The sequence below is a fragment of the Allomesorhizobium camelthorni genome (assembly GCF_011045125.1).
In the GTDB taxonomy this organism is placed as follows: domain Bacteria; phylum Pseudomonadota; class Alphaproteobacteria; order Rhizobiales; family Rhizobiaceae; genus Allomesorhizobium; species Allomesorhizobium camelthorni.
Genome location: NZ_JAAKZF010000009.1, coordinates 78,575 through 95,562 on the forward strand (window position 1 = coordinate 78,575; position 16,988 = coordinate 95,562).

Consider the following 16,988-nt stretch of genomic DNA (forward strand, 5'->3'; position numbering starts at 1 on the left):
GTCCCGACCAAACCCATCCTCAATCCCCATAGGGCACCCAGACGTTCTTCACCTCGACAGCCCGCCTCAGAAACGCCTCGCCCCCCACGAGATCGGACGTCCAATCGACCGAGCGGCCATTACTGGTCCAGACCCGCTTGAGATTGCCGATCGATTCGGCCTCGGCCGACTTGCAGACATCGGAATCGGCGACGATCCACAGCCCGTCGACATCGTCGTGCCTGGCCAGCACGCCGGCCAGTTCGGCGGTCTTGCCGGTGACGATATTGATCGCGCCGGCCGGCACGTCAGAATATTCGATGACCTGATAGAGGTCGGCCGCCAGCAGCGGATATTTCTGGCTCGGCACAGCGACCACCGTGTTGCCCATGGCGAGCGCGGGCGCGATCAGCGAAATCAGGCCGAGCAGCGGTGCATCGTCGGCGGCCACGATGCCGATCACGCCGACCGGCTCATGCACCGCCAGTGTCACCGCGCGGGCCGGCGGCGCATGCACCCGGCCTTCGAACTTGTCGGCCATGCCGGCGAACGAGAAAAGCCGCTCGATCGACAGCTCCACTTCTTCGCGTGCGGCCTTGGCGCTCGCGCCGGTAAGTTGCACCAGCCGGGCGGCAAACTCATCGGCGCGGCCGGAGAGATTTTCAGCCAGGAAGTAGAGCACCTGACTGCGGTTATAGCCGGTCGCTTCGCCCCAGGCTTTCGCTCCACGCGCGGCCGAAACCGCGTCGCGGATATCCTTGCGGTTGCCGAGGCCGACTTCGCCGGCGAGCTTTCCCTTCCGGTCGGCGACGGCCAGCGAATAATTGCCGTCGGGCCGAACCTGCTTGCCTCCGATGAACAGCTTTGCCGTGCGGTCGATGCCGAGACTTTCGCCATCCGCGCGCTCCGCTACTTTCGCCTCGGCGGCGGGCTTGATCGGCGCGCCGAGCGGCAGCTTGGCCATCAGATATTCGTGCATGCCTTCGCGCCCGCCCTCGCGTCCAAAGCCGCTCTCGCGATAACCGCCAAAGCCGCAGGCGGCGTCGAACATATTGGTGCCGTTGATCCAGACGACGCCGGCCTTGAGCTGCGGCGCCGCGTGCAAAGCGAGATTGATGTTCTCACTCCAAACAGAGGCTGCAAGGCCGTAGCGCGTGTTGTTGGCGAGTTCGACCGCCTCTTCGGTGGTGCGGAAGGTCATCGCCGCAAGCACCGGGCCGAACACTTCCTCCTGCGCCAGTATATTGGCCGGCGCGACGCCGGTGGCGAGCGTTGGCAGGTGGAAAAACCCGGTCGAAGGCAGCGCGCAGTCCGGCTGCCAGCATTCCGCGCCTTGGCTGGCGCCCTGGGCGACCAGGCCGCGCACCCGGTCGAGCTGCGTCCTGTCGACGAGCGGGCCGATGTCGGTGTTCTTGTCGAGCGGGCTGCCGAGCCGCAGCCGGGCCATGCGCGTCTTGACCTTGGCGATAAAGGCTTCGGCGACGCCCTCCTGCACCAGCAGCCGCGAGCCGGCGCAGCAAACCTGCCCCTGGTTGAACCAGATGCCGTCGACCAGGCCTTCGACCGCGCTGTCGAGGTCGGCGTCCTCGAAGACTATGAAGGCCGACTTGCCGCCGAGCTCCAGCGAAATCTTCTTGCCCGAACCAGCGGTCGCCTTCCGTATGATCTTTCCGACCTCGGACGAGCCGGTGAAGGCAATCTTCTGCACGCCGGGATGGTTGACGATTGCAGCGCCTGCATCCGGTCCGCCCGGCAATATGTTGACGACGCCCTTCGGCACGCCGGCGCGCTCGCAGATTTCGGCGAACAATATGGCCGTCAGCGGGGTGAATTCGGCCGGCTTCAGCACGACAGTACAGCCGGCCGCCAGCGCCGGCGCGATCTTCCAGGCGAGCATCAGCAGCGGGAAATTCCACGGGATGATCTGGCCGACGACGCCGACCGGTTTATGACCGGGAAATTCCTTATCCAGCGACTGCGCCCAGCCTGCATGGTGGATGAAATGGCGGATCGCCAGCGGTACGTCGATGTCGCGGCTTTCGCGGATCGGCTTGCCGTTGTCGATCGATTCCAGCACGGCGAACAGGCGCTGATGGCGCTGCATAGCGCGGCCGATGGCGTAAAGCACCTTGGCTCGCGTGTAGCCGGAACTGGCGCTCCATTTCGGCAGCGCCTTTGCAGCGGCCCCAACCGACGCGTCAACGTCGGCGTCGCCCGCATCGGACACCTTGGCCAGCAGCTTGCCGGTCGCGGGGTCGTTCGTGTCGAACGTCTTGCCGCCGGCAGGCGCTTTCCATTCGCCGCCGATGAACAGCGACTTGGAGAAATCCCTGGCTGCCAGCCAGGCGTCCGCCTCATTGCGGGACTCCGGCGCGGGGGCGTAATCCATCGCGTGGTAGCGTTCGAGGATGTTCATGATGGGTCTCCCGTGCTTTGGTGACGGAGAGTTATTTGGGACCGACCCCCCACTGTCCTGCCGGACATCTCCCCCTCAAGGGGGGAGATCGGCCGTCGCATCGGCTTTCGCCAATCGCCAACGTCGCAGAAGAAGCGGTGAGACAGAAGCTGCCAATCTCCCCCCTTGAGGGGGAGATGTCCGGCAGGACAGAGGGGGGTCGTTTCAATCATAAGAACCAAGCCGGACCGCCATCAAGCCATTGCATGTCTGTGATTGGCCGAATAGCGGCCGGTCAGATGATGCTCGAGTTGCCGCTCTATATCGGTGAGCAGGCTCGACGCGCCGAAGCGGAAAAGCTCCGGCTCCAGCCAGGGCCGACCGAGTTCTTCCTTCATCAGCACCAGCCAGTCGAGCGAGGCCTTCGCGGTCGAAATGCCGCCGGCGGGCTTAAAGCCGATCAGATAACCGGTGTGCTCGAAATAGGCGCGGATGGAGCGGACCATAGCGAGCCCCACCGGCAACGTGGCGTTGACGCTCTCCTTGCCCGTCGAGGTCTTCACGAAATCGGCGCCGGCCATCATCGCCACCATAGACGCCAGCATGACGTTGCGCAGGGTTGCAAGGTCGCCTGTGCCGAGGATCACCTTCAGATGCGCTTCGCCGCAGGCGGCGCGGAACGCGACGATCTCGTCATAGAGCTCCTGCCACTTGGCGCCGAACACCAGGCCGCGCGGAATGACGACATCGATCTCGTCTGCGCCGTCGGCCACGGACGCCTCGATTTCCTGGATACGTGTCCTGAGAGGCGCCAGCCCGTGCGGGAAAGATGTCGAGACCGCCGCGACATGGATGCCGGTGCCCTTAACAGCCTCCGCAGTTGTTGCGACGAACGGATGATAGACGCATACCGCCGCCGGCCGGATTTTTTCGTCTCCAAGGCCCAGCCCCTCGATGATGTCGGCCCGCAGCGGGTTGATCGCCTTGGCGCACAAGCGGCGCACGCGCTCGTCGGTGTCGTTGGAGTTCAGCGTCGTCAGATCCATCAGCGAGATTGATCGCAGCAGCCACGCCGCTTGGTTATCAGCCTTGATCGAGCGCCGTTTGGTCAGGCTGGCGACGCGGCGCTCCAGCGCCGAGCGGTTGACGTTTCGCATCGATTCCAGGAAACCGAGATCGAGTTTCATGCCGGGATTGCGGGCAATGCCATGCGCCTCGATCGGCGCGTTGGCCGCCACGCGCACGGGCAGCGCCGTTACCGACGGAGCCTCCGTCTTCAAATCCGCCGCAGCCTTGGTCATGTGCCTGTCCTCGCGATCCCGGCCGGAGCCGCCCCTGTTCTACCCGCCATCGTGGGCCGATATCAAGGAGAGGAATTGCGGTGCTGTCCGCAGCATTGCCGCTTATCCCTTCTCCCCGTCTCTACACGGGGAGAAGGTGCCGGCAGGCGGATGAGGGGCGGCACTAACCTTGGAAATTGCGAAGGGCTAAACCTGGCAGATGATCCGCGCAAAGAACCGGTCGCGCCGGTTGTATTCCGGCCTGAAGCCCGAGAACTTCTGGTCCATGACCTTCAGCGATGTCGCCCCCTCGATCGGGAAGGTGCGGAACCCGACGCCGCTGCCGCCCGCCGTCTGCACGGCCGAAAGCACCAGTTCGCCATGCTCGTCATAGCCCAGGATGAACGGCTCCGCGATCCGGGCTTCGGATTTATAGGTGAAGGAGAGCAGGCACCGTTCGTTGATGGCCCGGCAAATTACGTCGACGACAGCCATTGCGTGCTCCCTCCTCATCAGCGGAAGCTAGATATAAGGCGGACGGTTCGGCTATCTAGCGGTGGCCACAGCGCGTCGCGCCGAATCGACGCTCCAAGCGCCCGACCCGGCGACGAACAGATAAAGATAGATAAAGCAGTACAGGACGGCCGCGTCGCCCATATTGTTGACGGGGAAGAAATTCTGCGGTGCGTGCGCCATGAAATAGGCGACGGCCATGAAGCCGGACAGGATGAACGCCACCGGCCGCGTCAGGAAGCCGATCAGGATCAGAAATCCGCCGAACGCCTCCAATATGCCGGTGACCAGCGTCAAGCCGTCCAATCCGCCGGCTCCCCCATCCATCGTGGACGGCGGGAATCCGATCAACTTCTGCGTGCCGTGCTCGATGAACAGCAACGCCGTCATGATGCGCAGCACCGCGAGCGCCTGTGGCTGATAGCGGGAAAGACTGTCAAGCATTGCAGGTCGCCTCCTTTGGAACCCGCGGGTCAGCCCACCGCACTCACCCGGACGAGGCGATATATGGCAAGGTTCCCGGGAAAGGACAGGTCGGCAAGTCAGCCGACGAACGCGCGCTCGACGACGAAGCTGTTGGGATGGCTAAGCGAGCCTTCGACGAAGCCGAGGCTTTCGACCAGTTCCTTGACGTCCTTCAGCATGTGCATGGAGCCGCAGATCATGACCCGGTCGGTCTCGGGATCGAGTTCTTCGATGCCGAGGTCGGCGTAGAATTTGCCCGAGCCGATCAGCGCGGTGATCCGGCCCATGAAGTCGGACGGCTCACGCGTCGTCGTCGAATAGAGCGTGACGCGGCCGGCGGTGAGTTCGCCGATCAGCGGATCGTTTTCAAGCTCGTCGTAGAGTTCCCGGCCGTAGGCGAGTTCGGCGATGTCGCGGCAGGTGTGGGTGAGGATGACCTCGTCGAATTTTTCGTAGGTCTCGGGATCGCGCAGCAGGCTGGCGAAAGGCGCGATGCCGGTGCCGGTCGAGATCATGAACAGCCGCTTGGCCGGCGTCAGCGCGTCGACCACCAGCGTGCCGGTCGACTTCTGGCGCATCAGCACCGTATCACCGGGCTGGATCTTCTGCAGTTCGGAAGTCAGCGGGCCGTCTGGCACCTTGATCGAGAAGAATTCCAGTTCCTCGTCCCAGTTCGGGCTGGCCACAGAATAGGCGCGGAACACCGGCTTCTCGGCGTTGGGTAGGCCGATCATCACGAACTCGCCGGAGCGGAAGCGCAGCGACTGCGGGCGTGTGATGCGGAACGAGAACAGCCGGTCGGTATAGTGCTTCACCGAGACCACGGTTTCGGCATAGACATTGGCCGGGATCGGAAAGCCGAGCGGCTTTGCCTCGTTGATGTTCAGGGCTGCTGCAGTATTCATGAACCCAAGCCTTTGTCTTGACGGCAAATTTCTGCCGCTGCGCCGACATGCCTTTCGGCCGGGGCGCCGCCAAAAATCCCGAAGCGGGAAACTCTTGTCTAGCAAACTTATTAGTGTACAAACGATATTCAGGTCAAGATAGCGGCGGGAAACACTCTTCCAAACTGCGCCGCATCCTTAGTCCGGGCATTTCGGGTTTGGCGCATGGCTGAGAATTTTCCGGCAAACGCGGGCAATGTCGTCGCCGGCATCGATGTCGGCGGCACCTTCACCGACCTTCTGCTGATCGACGGGCGTGGCAGCGGCAGGGTCCATATCGCCAAGACGCCGACCACCGTCGACAACCAGGCTTTTGGCGTGGTGGCGGCACTTGCCGATACCGGATTTCCGGTCGCAGACATCGACCTCATCGTGCACGGCACGACGACCACCACCAACGCCGTTCTCGAGCGCCGGCTGGCCAAAACCGGCATGATAACCACCCGCGGCTTTCGCGACGTGATTGAGCTCGGCCGCCGCACCCGGCCGCAGGCCTACGGCATGACAGGCACCTTCGTTCCCGTCATCCCGCGCAATCTCAGGCTTGAGGTCTCGGAACGCGTCGAGGCGTCCGGCGCTGTGCGCGTTCCGCTCGACGAGGAGGAGATGCGGGCGGCCGTCTCGGCGCTGCTGGCAGCCGGCTGCGAATCCCTCGTCATCCATTTTCTGCACTCCTACGCCAATCCCGAACATGAGCGGCGGGCGGCCGAGATTGCCGCCGAGCTTTGGCCGAACGGCTACATCACCGCCGGGCACTCGCTGCTTTCGGAAGCGCGCGAATTCGAGCGCGGCGTCACCGCCGCTGTCAACGCCTCGGTGCAGCCGATCCTGGAGCGCTATGTGGACCGGCTGCGGCGCGAGCTGGAAGCGCGTGGTTACGCCCGCGACTTCCTCATCATGAACGGCAATGGCGGCATGATCTCGGCGCGCTTCGTCACGCAGGAATCGGCCAAGACGGTGATGTCCGGCCCGGCCTCCGGCGTCATCGCGGCCGCCTATACCGGCAGGCGCGCCGGCTACGAAAACCTCGTCACCTACGACATGGGCGGCACCTCGACCGACGTCGCGCTGATCCAGGACGCCGAGCCGGCGGTCTCGAACGAGACCGAAATCGAATATGCTATGCCGATCCACGTGCCGATGGTCGCCGTCCACACGGTCGGCGCCGGCGGCGGCTCGATCGCGCGCGTCGACGCCTCGGGCCTGATCCAGATCGGCCCGGAAAGCGCCGGCGCCAATCCCGGCCCGATCTGCTATGGCCGCGGCGGAACCGGACCGACGGTCACCGACGCCAATTTGGTGCTCGGGCGGCTCAATCCGAAAAAACTGCTCGCCGTCGACAATCCGGTGACCGCTGACCATGTCCGCGCGATCTTCGAGGAAAAGATCGGCGCGCCGACGGGGCTTTCCGGCATCGAGGCGGCGGGCGCGGTGCTGCGTCTCGGCAACATAAAAATGGCCGGCGCGATCCGCATGGTGTCGGTATCGCGCGGCCACGATCCGCGCGACTTCGCGCTGTTCGCCTTCGGCGGCGCGGGGCCGCTGCATGCGACTGCGCTGGCCCGCGAACTCGGCCTGCCGAAAGTGCTGGTGCCGGCGCGGCCCGGCATCACCAACGCGCTCGGCTGCGTCGTCGCCGACCTGCGCCACGATTTTGTCAACACGATCAACCAGCCGGTGGCCACCGTCGACGAAGCGCGTATCCGGGAGACACTGGAGCGGCATCGGGCCGAGGGGGCCGCGCTTATCGCCAAAGAAGCGGTGCAGCCGGAAACGATCCGGTACAGCCATTCGGCCGACATGCAGTTTGTCGGCCAGACCCACATCTTGAACGTGCCGCTGCCCGCGGTCGATGTCGGCCGCGACCTGCTGCAGCGCCTGTTCGAAGAGGCCTATTTCGCACGCTTCAAAGTCGAGCTGCCGGAAATCCGTGCCAATCTGGTCAACCTCAACACCTCGGTCATCGGTATGCGCCCGGCGGTTGATCTATCCCGGCTGATCGACCCGGACGGACGCAGCGACATGCTGAACGGCGCGCTCAGCGAGATACGGCCGGTCTGGTACGATGGAAGTTGGCACGACACTCCGGTCTATGCCCGCGAAAAGCTGCCGCTCGACGCGGTGATCCAAGGGCCGGCGATCCTCGAACAGATGGACGCAACAACGGTGCTGGAACCCGGCGACTGGGCCATGACCGACGCGGATGGGAATATTGTTATCGAGGTGGGGAGATGAGCGGGTTCTCCCTCCGACCTGGTGCTCACCGGTACCGGCCCTGGTGTCTTCAAATCCGAGGCGTGGATTTCCGACACTCTCCGCTCCCTTCGGTCGCTCACGAGGTCGAGAATGACGAATTGCATTTTTGCCCTCGCTCAATCTTCCGCGTGGATGATTTGCGTAAGCCGTCCAAAAAATCCGTCATTCCCGGCCTCGTGAGCGACCGAAGGGAGCGGAGAGTGTCGGGAATCCATGCCTCGACCAGGATGAAACCAGAGTCGGTGAATAGGACCATTTCACTGCTACTCAGAGGTTCCGCCGGAGCCAACCCATGACCCTCGACGCCATCACCCTTTCCGTCATCCAAGCCGCGCTCCAGCAAACCTGCGACGAGATGGACCTTACGTTCTCGCGCGCTGCATTCTCGCCGGTCATCGCCGAGGCCAATGACCGTTCCGACGGCATCTATTCGGCCGAAGACGGTTCTCTCATCGCACAAGGCTCGCAGGGCCTGCCGGTCTTCGTCGGCGTGATGCAGTACTCCACCAAGACGATCATCGAGATGATCGCCGACGGGCGCTGCCTAGAGCCGCAGGAAGGCGACATCTACATCGTCAACGATCCCTATCTTGGCGGCACGCATCTGATGGATGTGCGCTTCGCCATGCCGGTCTGGCGCGGCGGAAAAATCTTCTGCTGGCTTTCCAACACCGGTCATTGGCCAGACATCGGCGGCTCGGTGCCGGGCGGATTTTCGGCCTCGGCCACCGCCGTCGAGCAGGAAGGGCTGCGCCTGCCGCCGGTAAAACTCTTCAAGAACAAAAAACTCGATCCGGAAATCTACGCGATCATCTGCTCCAACATCCGCGTCGCCGACCAGCGCATCGGCGACATCCGCGCCCAGGCGGCCGCGCTCTATGTCGGACAGGAACGGCTCTTTGCCATCCTGGATCGTTACGGAGACGAAACTGTTGTTGCGGCGATTTCCGAGTTGCGAAACCGCGCGGCCGAGCAGATGCGAGCGCATATCGCTCCCATCCCGGACGGCGTCTACCGCTCAAAGGCTTTTGTCGATTCCGACGGCGTCGTCGATCAGCCGCTGACCATTGCGCTTGCGGTCGAGAAAAAGGGCGACACGCTCACTTTCGACTTTTCCGAATCCAGCCCGCCCTGCATCGGCCCGATGAACAGCGTGCTCGCGACAACGCTGTCCTCCGTCTATCTCGCCATGCGCCACATCTTTCCCGACGTGCCGATCAGCGCCGGAGCGTTCGAGCCGCTGGTCGTCAAGCGGCCGGAGGGCACGTTCCTCGACGCGAAATATCCGCGGCCTGTGTCGGGTTGCGCGGCCGAGGTGTCGCAGCGCATCGCCGAGGCGGTATTCGCCGCCATGGTCCAGGCGCTGCCGGAAAAAGTCACCGCCGCGCCCGCCGGCTCTAGCGGCAATTTCGCGCTCGGCGGCAACGACCCGGCGCGCGGCCGCGACTACGTCATGTACCAGATCTCCGGCGGCGGCTATGGCGGCAATATCTCGCATGACGGCCTCTCCAACGGCTGCTCGACCATCGGCATTTCCAAATCGCCGCCGGTCGAAATCATGGAACAGGCCTATCCCGTGCTCTACCGGCATTATGCGCTGCGCGAAGGCTCGGGCGGCGCGGGAACGCAACGCGGCGGCTTCGGCCTCGCCTACGAGGTCGAGATCCTGCGCGGCGAGGCGCGTGCATCCTTCGTCATGGACCATGGCCGCACCGGCCCGCAAGGCGCCTGCGGCGGCAAGGACGGCGTGGTCAACACGGTCACCGTTTTCCGCGACGGCAAGCCGCATGTGCCGAAGCACCTGTCCAAGGAGCAGGACATTCCGCTGAAAGCCGGCGACCGTGTGTGCGTCGGTACGCCCGGCGGCGGCGGCTACGGCGACCCGTTCCTGCGCGATCCGGTGCTGGTGCTGCGCGATGTCAGGCTGGGATATTACACGGCCGAGCAGGCGGCGGAGCTGTTTGCTGTGGCGCTCAGCGCCGACGGTCAGATCGACCTTGCTGCGACCGAAACGCTCCGTTCCGGAGCCCAATAGGCCGAACAATTGCCGCCGTGCATTGGCAATTGCGCATTCCTCGATTCCCTGCGAAACTGCTCGGAAAGGGCAGGAGGCAGGACAGGATCGTGAATATCCGGCAGGACACCGGCCGCAACCGGCTCGACGACGCGGCGCGAGCGGGCTGGCTCTATTATGTCGCCGGCAACACCCAGGACCAGATCGCGGCGAAGCTTGGCGTATCGCGGCAAACCGCGCAGCGGCTGGTGTCGCTCGCGGTCTCTGAAGGGCTGATCAAGGTTCGCGTCGACCATCCGATCGCAAACTGCCTCGACCTCGCGGCCAGGCTCAAGGCGCGCTTCGCGCTCGATCTCGTCGAAGTCGTGCCGAGCGACCCTTCATCGACCTCGACGACGCTCGGCGTAGCGGAAGCGGCGGCGGCCGAGATCGAACGGCGGCTGCGCTCGACCGAGCCGATCGTCATGGCGATCGGCACCGGCCGCACGCTGAAGGCGGCGATCGAGCAGCTGCCGTCGATGGAGTGCCCGCAGCACAAGCTCGTCTCGCTCACCGGCAACATCTCGCCGGACGGCTCGGCCGCCTTCTACAACGTCATCTTCACCATGGCCGACCGCATCAAGGCGCGCTCATTCCCGATGCCGCTGGCGGTCATCGCCTCCTCGCCGGAGGAGCGCGAAATGCTGCTGTCCCAGCCGATGATCCAGCCGACGCTGGCGCTCGCCGCGCGAGCCGACGTGACCTTCATCGGCATTGGCGACCTTGGCCCGAAAGCGCCGCTCTACGAGGACGGCTTCATCAGCGAGGCCGAGCTGAAGGCGCTGCAGAAGGCCGGCGCGGTGGCCGAGATCGTAGGCTGGGCCTATGACCGTGAGGGCCGGCTGATCGAGGGCATCACCAATGACCGCGTCGCCTCGGCGCCGCTGCCCTCGCGCGAAAAATCGCTGGTCATCGCGCTGGCCATGGGCGAGCGCAAGGTCCCCGGCATACTGGCGGCTGCCACGCGGCGGCTGATCAACGGGCTGATCACCGACGAACGCACCGCCGAGGCACTGCTTGAAGCCTGATCCATTCCGACGGGATCGGAATGGGGCTCCAAATTATTGTCCTGTCGCATGATCTCGTTCGACTTTTCGCTGGCCGACCTTCGGCTGGGAATCATGCTCTTCGCGGGATAAACCTACTTCCCGACGACCAGCGCCCAGTATTTGCGGCCGTCCGCCTCACCGGCATAGGCCAAGCCGAAGCGGTTGAAGCGCGGGTCGAGCATGTTGCGGCGGTGGCCGGAGGAGTTCATCCACATGGAGAACAGCTTGTCCATTTCCATGCGGCCCTGGGCGATGTTTTCCGCCGCGGGAGCGTCGACGCCGTTCTTCTTCATGCGCCGACCGAAATCCTTGCCCCAGCCGGTCGTGTGCTCCATGCGGCGCGACCGCGCCATAAAGGCGGCCTGCTGCAGCGCCGCCTTTTCCAGCCGCGCATCGTAGGCGAGCGGCGGCAGGCCGTGCGAGGTGCGGATCTCGGTGAGATAGGAAACGCCGGACACCGATGCGCCGCCGCTGTCGCCGACAGACCCGCCGGTCTGGCAGGCGGCGAGAGCCAGCGCGGCGCAGATTGCCGCCATCGGGAGAAGACGCCGCCCGACGGCGGGAGAGTGAGAATCCGGCATGAACGTCCCCGGTTGATATCAGTCAGGAGCATTTTCGGCTTAAGCCGCTAACGCCCGGTTTCCGGAATAACGTTCATTGTGGCATTTGCCGGGCAGGGCGGTGTCGTTGTCGCTTCTGCGACTGACCTGCCCTAACAGAGTTGTAGAAGGCAGCCTATCGCACAGCCGTATTAGTTTTCGGCGAGCTTCCTGCCGTGCTGTCATCTCTCTTGCGTTCAGGCATGGATTCCCGACACTCTCCGCTCGTTCCTCGCTCACGAGGTCGGGAATGACGGACTTCGTGGGGCGCTTCCGCAAATTGTCAACGCTGGGTTTCCGCAAGCCAGCAACGCTCGAGATCGGCGGAGACATCAATGCATTCGTCATTCCCGACCTCGTGAGCGAGGAACGAGCGGAGAGTGTCGGGAATCCATGCCGGAACGTGGGAGACATCATCGCCGGGGCAAAGAGGCCCCGTATTCATGAGAGACACCGCCCGGTCACCGCGACGCCTTCACCTCCTCCGGCCCACGCGATTTCCGTCGAGAAACCCCATGTCGCGCTTCAGATGATCGGACAGGTCCCTGACATCCAGCCTCGCCTGGCGGCGGCCGGGCCGCGCAAACCACGCTGCCAGCCATGAATTCAGGAATCCGCTATGGGCCTGTTCGAGCCGTACCGTTGTATGCGCCATCGTGTCTGCCAACCTTTTCAAGGGTTGCTCCCTTTATCCGTTGGCCTTCAATCTGGTCCCGAAAGGCGCTAGTTTCCAATTGAATGTCGATAGGCATGCATAAGGCAGTTTAATCCATCATGGCTTCGCACGTCCCTCCGCTCCCTCAGCCCCCTCCGCTCCCTCCGCTGCAGGCGCTCCGGGCCTTTGAGGCCGCCGCGCGGCATCTGAGCTTTACCAAAGCCGCGGCCGAACTCGGCATGACGCAGGCGGCGGTCAGCTATCAGGTGAAGGTGCTGGAGGAGCGGTTCGGCGCGCCGCTTTTCCTGCGCCGGCCGCGCCAGGTGGCGCTGACCGAGGCGGGCCAGCGGCTCGCGCCCGCCATCACCGAGGCGTTCGAGATGATCGCCTCGGCCTGGGCCTCGGGCCGCAGCGGTGCTCAGGGCACGCTGTCGATCAGCACCGTCCAGACTTTTGCATCGCAATGGCTGGCGCAGCACCTGGGCTCGTTCCAGATGGCGCATCCGACGCTCGCGGTGCGGCTCGACACCTCGCCGCGCTTCGTCGATTTCGCTCAGCAGGAAATCGACGTGGCGATCCGTGCCGGCGGAGGCAAGTGGCCGGGACTGGAAACACATTTGCTGATGCATACCGGCTTCACACCGATGCTGAGCCCGAAGCTCGCTGAAAGCATAGGCGGGGTGAAGGAGCCCGCCGACCTGCTGCGGCTGCCGATCGTCGGTCCGGACGATCCGTGGTGGACGCAGTGGCTGACCGAGGCGGGCGTGCCGACCGACGGGCTGCAGAACCGGACGCGCAGCCGCATGGGTTCGCAGTCGCTCGAGGCCGGCGTTGCGATCGCCGGCGGCGGGGTGGCCATGCTGACGCCCGCCTTCTTCGCCGCCGACCTTGCCGCCGGCAGGCTTCTCCAGCCCTTCGACCTCGTCTGCAACGATGGCCACGCCTACTGGCTGGCCTATCCCGAATCGCGCCGCAACGCGCCGAAAGTCAGCGCCTTCCGGACGTGGATCCTGGCCGAGATGAAGGCGTTTCTGGGCGAAGCCGAGGGATGACGGACGTTACTTCGGATAAGCCGATCATTGAAGAGTTTGATTTGTGGGCCGTTCAGGCACTCCCTGTTTTGAACCGGCTCTGACGCGTTTCGTTGAGGCATGGCATCCCAAGGTCGCGCTCCGCTTCGCTTGCCCGAGGATGACGAAGCAGGGGCGCTCGCGTCACTCACTCGGCCACCCGGCTTGGTTGCGGCAGACTCGCCGAATTGCCTTCGCGAGCCAAGCTTTTCGCATCGATTTGGCGGGTGGTTCTGGCAACCTGGTAAGTTTTCAATGGTCGCGAGACCAGCCGATGCGATAGACGCGGCCGGTTTGCGCGCCCTCGACGCTCTTGGCATAGCCAAGCGCGGCCTCGCTCGCGGGCACGGCCTTGGTCCCCCGGAAATAAGAACCATAGGCCGGCAATGATTCCTCGACCACGGTCGGGCTGACGACGTTGATGCGCAGGCCGCGCGGCAGCGTGATCGCCGCGCCGTGAACGAACCCCTCAAGCCCACCGTTGACCAAGGCGGCCGACACACCCTCGCGGATCGGATCATCGTTGAGAAGGCCGCTGGTCAGGGTGAACGAGCCGCCGTCGCGGATGTGCTTTAGGCCCAGGGTCACAAGATTGACTTGGCCCATCAGCTTATTGCGCAAGCCAAGCTCGAAGTGCTCTGAGGTGAACTGTTCGAACGGCCCGAAATGAACTTTCCCGGTGGTGCAGACCAAGGCGTCGAACGCGCCGGTCTGCTCGTAAAGTCGCTCGATCGACGTCGGGTCGGCAATGTCGACTTGAAAGTCGCCGTTGGTGCGGTTGACGTGCACGACTTCGTGGCGGGCACTTAGCTCCGTATCCACGGCCTTGCCGATGGTGCCGCTGGCTCCGACGAGGATAATTTTCATGATGCGTTCCTTTTCTGGCGGAAGGTTCGTCAGTCCCACCCATCGTGAGTGTGAACCGAATAGCAAAGAGGCCCGCTTGCGCTGTGGGAGTGGTGGCGTTCCTCGCGGGGAATCAGGTGACGTTGGACACTACCAGCCCGCCATGATCGCCTCTCGGGGAATTTGGGAGAACCTTCGGCACCACAGCCAAGCGCTCAAGGTTCTTGATCAGAAGAGACGTGTCAGGAGATGTTGTTCCTCCCAGTTGCGCAGGAAGGCCACCTGTCTGTCCAGCCACGCCGTCGACAGGTGATCAAGGCCCCATATGGATGCATGGGCAGCGTACTCTCCGAGCAGCCAGATGTGCCGGATGGGGACGAACAGAAGCGTCGCATCGAGATCATTCGAGGCAAGCGGGAGAACGCTCCGATAGCCTTCCAGAAATGGGGGCCAGAGATTCAGGGTGGCGGGATTGAGCGCCTTGTTCCAGAGATAGACTGCCAGATCATATCCGAGCCAACCGGGACCGCCGTCGTCGAAGTCGAAGAAGGCAGCCGCCCGGCCTAGTGAGCCGCTCTCGGTGATCCTGGCGTTGAACCCATGGCAATCACCGTGGCAGTGGCCCCATGCGAGTGTGCCTTTAGCCGCGTCCAAACGCTCCCCCAGCCGCGGCACAAGCGCTGCAAAGAAGTCGCGATGTGCGGTCTCAAGCGTTCGGAGAGCGAGAAGGGCGGCGAGCGGGCGGGCCGCGAGGTGCTGGAAGTCGAGCTGAAACCGACTTGCAGGACCTGCATACGATTGGCCGGCCCGATGGACCTCGGCCAAGGTTCGTCCTTGCGCGTATGCGTCGGGCGCGGACCCGTGACGTGCGGTTCGCCCCGGTAGGAAATGAAACAACGCGACCGGTCGCGGGCCTTCTGCAAAGGAGCCCAGGCACCAGTGCCGGCCATCTCGCGCAGTAACTGGCGCCGCGACCGGAACTTTGCATTCATCGAGATACGCCAAAAATGCCGTCTCGTAGTCGAGATTTGCCTCATTACGCGTACGGCGATTTGCAATTCGGAGCACGAAACGCCGACCTGCCTCTGTACCAAGCTCATAGGTGTCGTTGAACCCGCGGTTCAGCAGGTTGCAAGCCGTGACCTCACCGATGTCGTATGCGTCGTTTACGAGCCTCGCCACGTCATCTGCAGCGGGCATAGAATAGAGAGTTCGCACGTCTATGCCTTTCCAGGAAGATCGGCGGTGCAGGAACGCGATTTGTCGGGGGCACTGTTTGATATAACCATCGTCACTGAAAGACCGCAACGTTCAGGTCGGTCACGCCTGGCCGATATGTCAGCGTCGGGAATTGCCCTGCGTGCACCGGCTCTTATGTTTTCGCCGTCGCGGCATGGATCCCCGGGTCGCGCTCCGCTTCGCTGCGCTTGCCCGAGGATGACGACGTTGGGGCGGGCGCGCCGGCAAGCGCAGAGGCGATGGCATTGTCTTTCACGACTTCATTTCAGGTCCTTCGTCATTCCGGGGCCGCGAAGCGGAACCCGGAATCCAGCACGCTGGTCCTCGTTCAGTTGTCCGACAGCGTCCGATCTCGCTCCGATCGCATCGGATGCATCTCGTTCCTTAAGTGCCGACGCTCTGGATTCCGGGTTCCGCTCCGCGGCCCCGGAATGACGAGCACAGCGCCAGTCAATGCACGCTTCCCTCGGTGCAGATGCCGATAAGCAGCACGCTCAGAGTTGATGACGAAGGGAGGCGGCCATCTCACTCGGCGGCGCGGATGCCGCCGATGCTGCTCGCAGGATGCCGCGGCGCTGGTCAGCGCAGCCGTAGCGCGTCGATTGCGGCGGTCTCCTCCGGCGGCAGCGGGCCGGCGGCCTCGGCGTCGAGGCATTGGCGCAATTCCTCGCGGTTCTTGACGCCGAGCACCAGCGTGTCGACGCCATCCATGCCGAGTGCATAGCGATGAGCGATGATGGCCGGGTCCGCGCCCCATCTGTCGCATAGCGCCCGGAACGGGGCGGCGCGAACGAAGTCGCGGGCGTCGGGATGGTCGGGGTCGAGCGGGCGGTCGATGGCTCTGGTGAGGGCGCCGGCCTGCACGGCGCGGATTCCCATCACGCCGACACCGTTCGCCTGCGCCGTAGCGATGATGTCGCGCGGCCGCGCCGGAGTTCTTAGCCGCGTCAGCCCGCCCGGGCTGTCGAGCAGGTTGGCCACCGCCTGGACCGCCTGAGGGCGAGGCGCCTCTTGCAGCGCGTCGATGATCGCTTCGGGTACGCCCACCCCGGTGATGCCCCAGGCGCCGATCAGGCCTTCCTGCTTGAGCCGCTCGAAGGCGGGCACGACGGCGTCGCGATAGAGCGACCACGCCGTCGCGAATTCGGACAGGCGCTCATTGTCCACCGGATAGGCGAAATCGTCCGGGCAGATCTCGTTGTGGAGAAAGAACAGATCGACCCGTTCGAGCCGCATTGCAGCCAGGCTCTGCTCGAGCGAGGCGCGGAATTTCGGATAGACTTCCCCGGCCGGCGGGGAGCCGATGCCGCATTTGGTAGTGATCTTCATCCCCTCCGGCAGGCGGCCGCCGAAGGCCTCGCCGATGAGTGCTTCGCAGACCTTGTAGCCGGGCGCGGCGTCGATGACGTCGATCCCGCCATCGACGGCCAGCTTCAAGGTGGCGATGCCTTCTTCGCGGCTGGTGCTGCCCCAGACCTGACCGATGCCGCCACCGCCAAGGGTGAGGCGGCTGACCTCGCCAATCGTGCCGAACCGACGCTTTTCCATTGCCATGCTCCGTTTGGTGAGAGGCGGGCAGGATAGCATCCTGCGCCGGGTCGGCTACCCCGCGAAGGCGGGTCCTGCGCGAAGCTCCCGCCGCCAC

14 protein-coding genes are annotated in these 16,988 nt (G+C 64.2%); 5 read left to right on the top strand and 9 right to left on the bottom strand.

What is annotated here, in order from left to right; all coding sequences use genetic code 11:
• Positions 1-19: 19 nt before the first annotated feature.
• From G6N73_RS09900 to G6N73_RS09920, 5 genes are all read right to left on the bottom strand, one after another.
• Positions 20-2,395, bottom strand: coding sequence for an aldehyde dehydrogenase family protein (locus tag G6N73_RS09900; RefSeq protein ID WP_165026900.1), 2,376 nt, complete (start codon positions 2,393-2,395; stop codon positions 20-22).
• A 233-nt stretch (positions 2,396-2,628) separates the two neighbouring features.
• Positions 2,629-3,675: a deoxyribose-phosphate aldolase gene (deoC, locus tag G6N73_RS09905; RefSeq protein ID WP_165026902.1), complete on the bottom strand. Its 1,047-nt coding sequence runs from the start codon at positions 3,673-3,675 to the stop codon at positions 2,629-2,631.
• Positions 3,676-3,861: 186 nt separating this feature from the next.
• Positions 3,862-4,149, bottom strand: coding sequence for a hypothetical protein (locus G6N73_RS09910; RefSeq protein WP_165026905.1), 288 nt, complete (start codon positions 4,147-4,149; stop codon positions 3,862-3,864).
• A gap of 51 nt (positions 4,150-4,200) precedes the next feature.
• On the bottom strand, positions 4,201-4,611 hold the full coding sequence (locus G6N73_RS09915; protein WP_165026907.1) for a DoxX family protein: 411 nt from the start codon (positions 4,609-4,611) through the stop codon (positions 4,201-4,203).
• A 98-nt stretch (positions 4,612-4,709) separates the two neighbouring features.
• Positions 4,710-5,537, bottom strand: a complete 828-nt coding sequence (locus G6N73_RS09920; protein WP_165026910.1) for a ferredoxin--NADP reductase — start codon at positions 5,535-5,537, stop codon at positions 4,710-4,712.
• 204 nt (positions 5,538-5,741) lie between these two features.
• On the opposite strand from G6N73_RS09920, the gene G6N73_RS09925 reads away from it, so the two are divergent.
• The 3 genes from G6N73_RS09925 (at position 5,742) to G6N73_RS09935 (ending at position 10,913) form a co-directional block, all read left to right on the top strand.
• Positions 5,742-7,811: a hydantoinase/oxoprolinase family protein gene (locus tag G6N73_RS09925; RefSeq protein ID WP_165026913.1), complete on the top strand. Its 2,070-nt coding sequence runs from the start codon at positions 5,742-5,744 to the stop codon at positions 7,809-7,811.
• Between the two features lie 313 nt (positions 7,812-8,124).
• Entirely contained in the window at positions 8,125-9,867 is a 1,743-nt protein-coding gene (locus G6N73_RS09930) for a hydantoinase B/oxoprolinase family protein (RefSeq protein ID WP_165026916.1), read from the top strand.
• An 89-nt stretch (positions 9,868-9,956) separates the two neighbouring features.
• Positions 9,957-10,913: a sugar-binding domain-containing protein gene (locus tag G6N73_RS09935; protein ID WP_165026919.1), complete on the top strand. Its 957-nt coding sequence runs from the start codon at positions 9,957-9,959 to the stop codon at positions 10,911-10,913.
• A gap of 113 nt (positions 10,914-11,026) precedes the next feature.
• On the opposite strand, the gene G6N73_RS09940 is transcribed toward G6N73_RS09935, so the two are convergent.
• Positions 11,027-11,515: a CAP domain-containing protein gene (locus G6N73_RS09940; protein ID WP_165026921.1), complete on the bottom strand. Its 489-nt coding sequence runs from the start codon at positions 11,513-11,515 to the stop codon at positions 11,027-11,029.
• A 268-nt stretch (positions 11,516-11,783) separates the two neighbouring features.
• Here G6N73_RS09940 and G6N73_RS38255 point away from each other — a divergent pair, with 268 nt between their 5' ends.
• Positions 11,784-12,137, top strand: a complete 354-nt coding sequence (locus tag G6N73_RS38255) for a hypothetical protein (protein ID WP_165026923.1) — start codon at positions 11,784-11,786, stop codon at positions 12,135-12,137.
• A gap of 170 nt (positions 12,138-12,307) precedes the next feature.
• On the top strand, positions 12,308-13,240 hold the full coding sequence (locus tag G6N73_RS09950) for a LysR substrate-binding domain-containing protein (RefSeq protein ID WP_165026926.1): 933 nt from the start codon (positions 12,308-12,310) through the stop codon (positions 13,238-13,240).
• A 270-nt stretch (positions 13,241-13,510) separates the two neighbouring features.
• On the opposite strand, the gene G6N73_RS09955 is transcribed toward G6N73_RS09950, so the two are convergent.
• The 3 genes from G6N73_RS09955 to G6N73_RS09965 all read right to left on the bottom strand — a co-directional run bounded on the left by G6N73_RS09955 (position 13,511) and on the right by G6N73_RS09965 (position 16,891).
• A complete protein-coding gene (locus G6N73_RS09955; RefSeq protein ID WP_165026928.1) occupies positions 13,511-14,125 on the bottom strand; it encodes a short chain dehydrogenase in 615 nt (204 codons plus the stop codon).
• A 207-nt stretch (positions 14,126-14,332) separates the two neighbouring features.
• Positions 14,333-15,304, bottom strand: a complete 972-nt coding sequence (locus tag G6N73_RS09960) for a phosphotransferase enzyme family protein (RefSeq protein WP_206078773.1) — start codon at positions 15,302-15,304, stop codon at positions 14,333-14,335.
• 618 nt (positions 15,305-15,922) lie between these two features.
• A complete protein-coding gene (locus G6N73_RS09965; RefSeq protein ID WP_165026933.1) occupies positions 15,923-16,891 on the bottom strand; it encodes an aldo/keto reductase in 969 nt (322 codons plus the stop codon).
• Positions 16,892-16,988 lie beyond the last annotated feature (97 nt).

Bases quoted from the DNA above. Each gene is read 5' to 3' on its own strand.
- G6N73_RS09900 (WP_165026900.1), bottom strand. From the start codon at position 2,395: ATGAACATCCTCGAACGCTACCACGCGATGGATTACGCCCCCGCGCCG.
- deoC (WP_165026902.1), bottom strand. From the start codon at position 3,675: ATGACCAAGGCTGCGGCGGATTTGAAGACGGAGGCTCCGTCGGTAACG.
- G6N73_RS09910 (WP_165026905.1), bottom strand. From the start codon at position 4,149: ATGGCTGTCGTCGACGTAATTTGCCGGGCCATCAACGAACGGTGCCTG.
- G6N73_RS09915 (WP_165026907.1), bottom strand. From the start codon at position 4,611: ATGCTTGACAGTCTTTCCCGCTATCAGCCACAGGCGCTCGCGGTGCTG.
- G6N73_RS09920 (WP_165026910.1), bottom strand. From the start codon at position 5,537: ATGAATACTGCAGCAGCCCTGAACATCAACGAGGCAAAGCCGCTCGGC.
- G6N73_RS09925 (WP_165026913.1), top strand. From the start codon at position 5,742: ATGGCTGAGAATTTTCCGGCAAACGCGGGCAATGTCGTCGCCGGCATC.
- G6N73_RS09930 (WP_165026916.1), top strand. From the start codon at position 8,125: ATGACCCTCGACGCCATCACCCTTTCCGTCATCCAAGCCGCGCTCCAG.
- G6N73_RS09940 (WP_165026921.1), bottom strand. From the start codon at position 11,515: ATGCCGGATTCTCACTCTCCCGCCGTCGGGCGGCGTCTTCTCCCGATG.
- G6N73_RS38255 (WP_165026923.1), top strand. From the start codon at position 11,784: ATGACGGACTTCGTGGGGCGCTTCCGCAAATTGTCAACGCTGGGTTTC.
- G6N73_RS09950 (WP_165026926.1), top strand. From the start codon at position 12,308: ATGGCTTCGCACGTCCCTCCGCTCCCTCAGCCCCCTCCGCTCCCTCCG.
- G6N73_RS09955 (WP_165026928.1), bottom strand. From the start codon at position 14,125: ATGAAAATTATCCTCGTCGGAGCCAGCGGCACCATCGGCAAGGCCGTG.
- G6N73_RS09960 (WP_206078773.1), bottom strand. From the start codon at position 15,304: ATGCCCGCTGCAGATGACGTGGCGAGGCTCGTAAACGACGCATACGAC.
- G6N73_RS09965 (WP_165026933.1), bottom strand. From the start codon at position 16,891: ATGGAAAAGCGTCGGTTCGGCACGATTGGCGAGGTCAGCCGCCTCACC.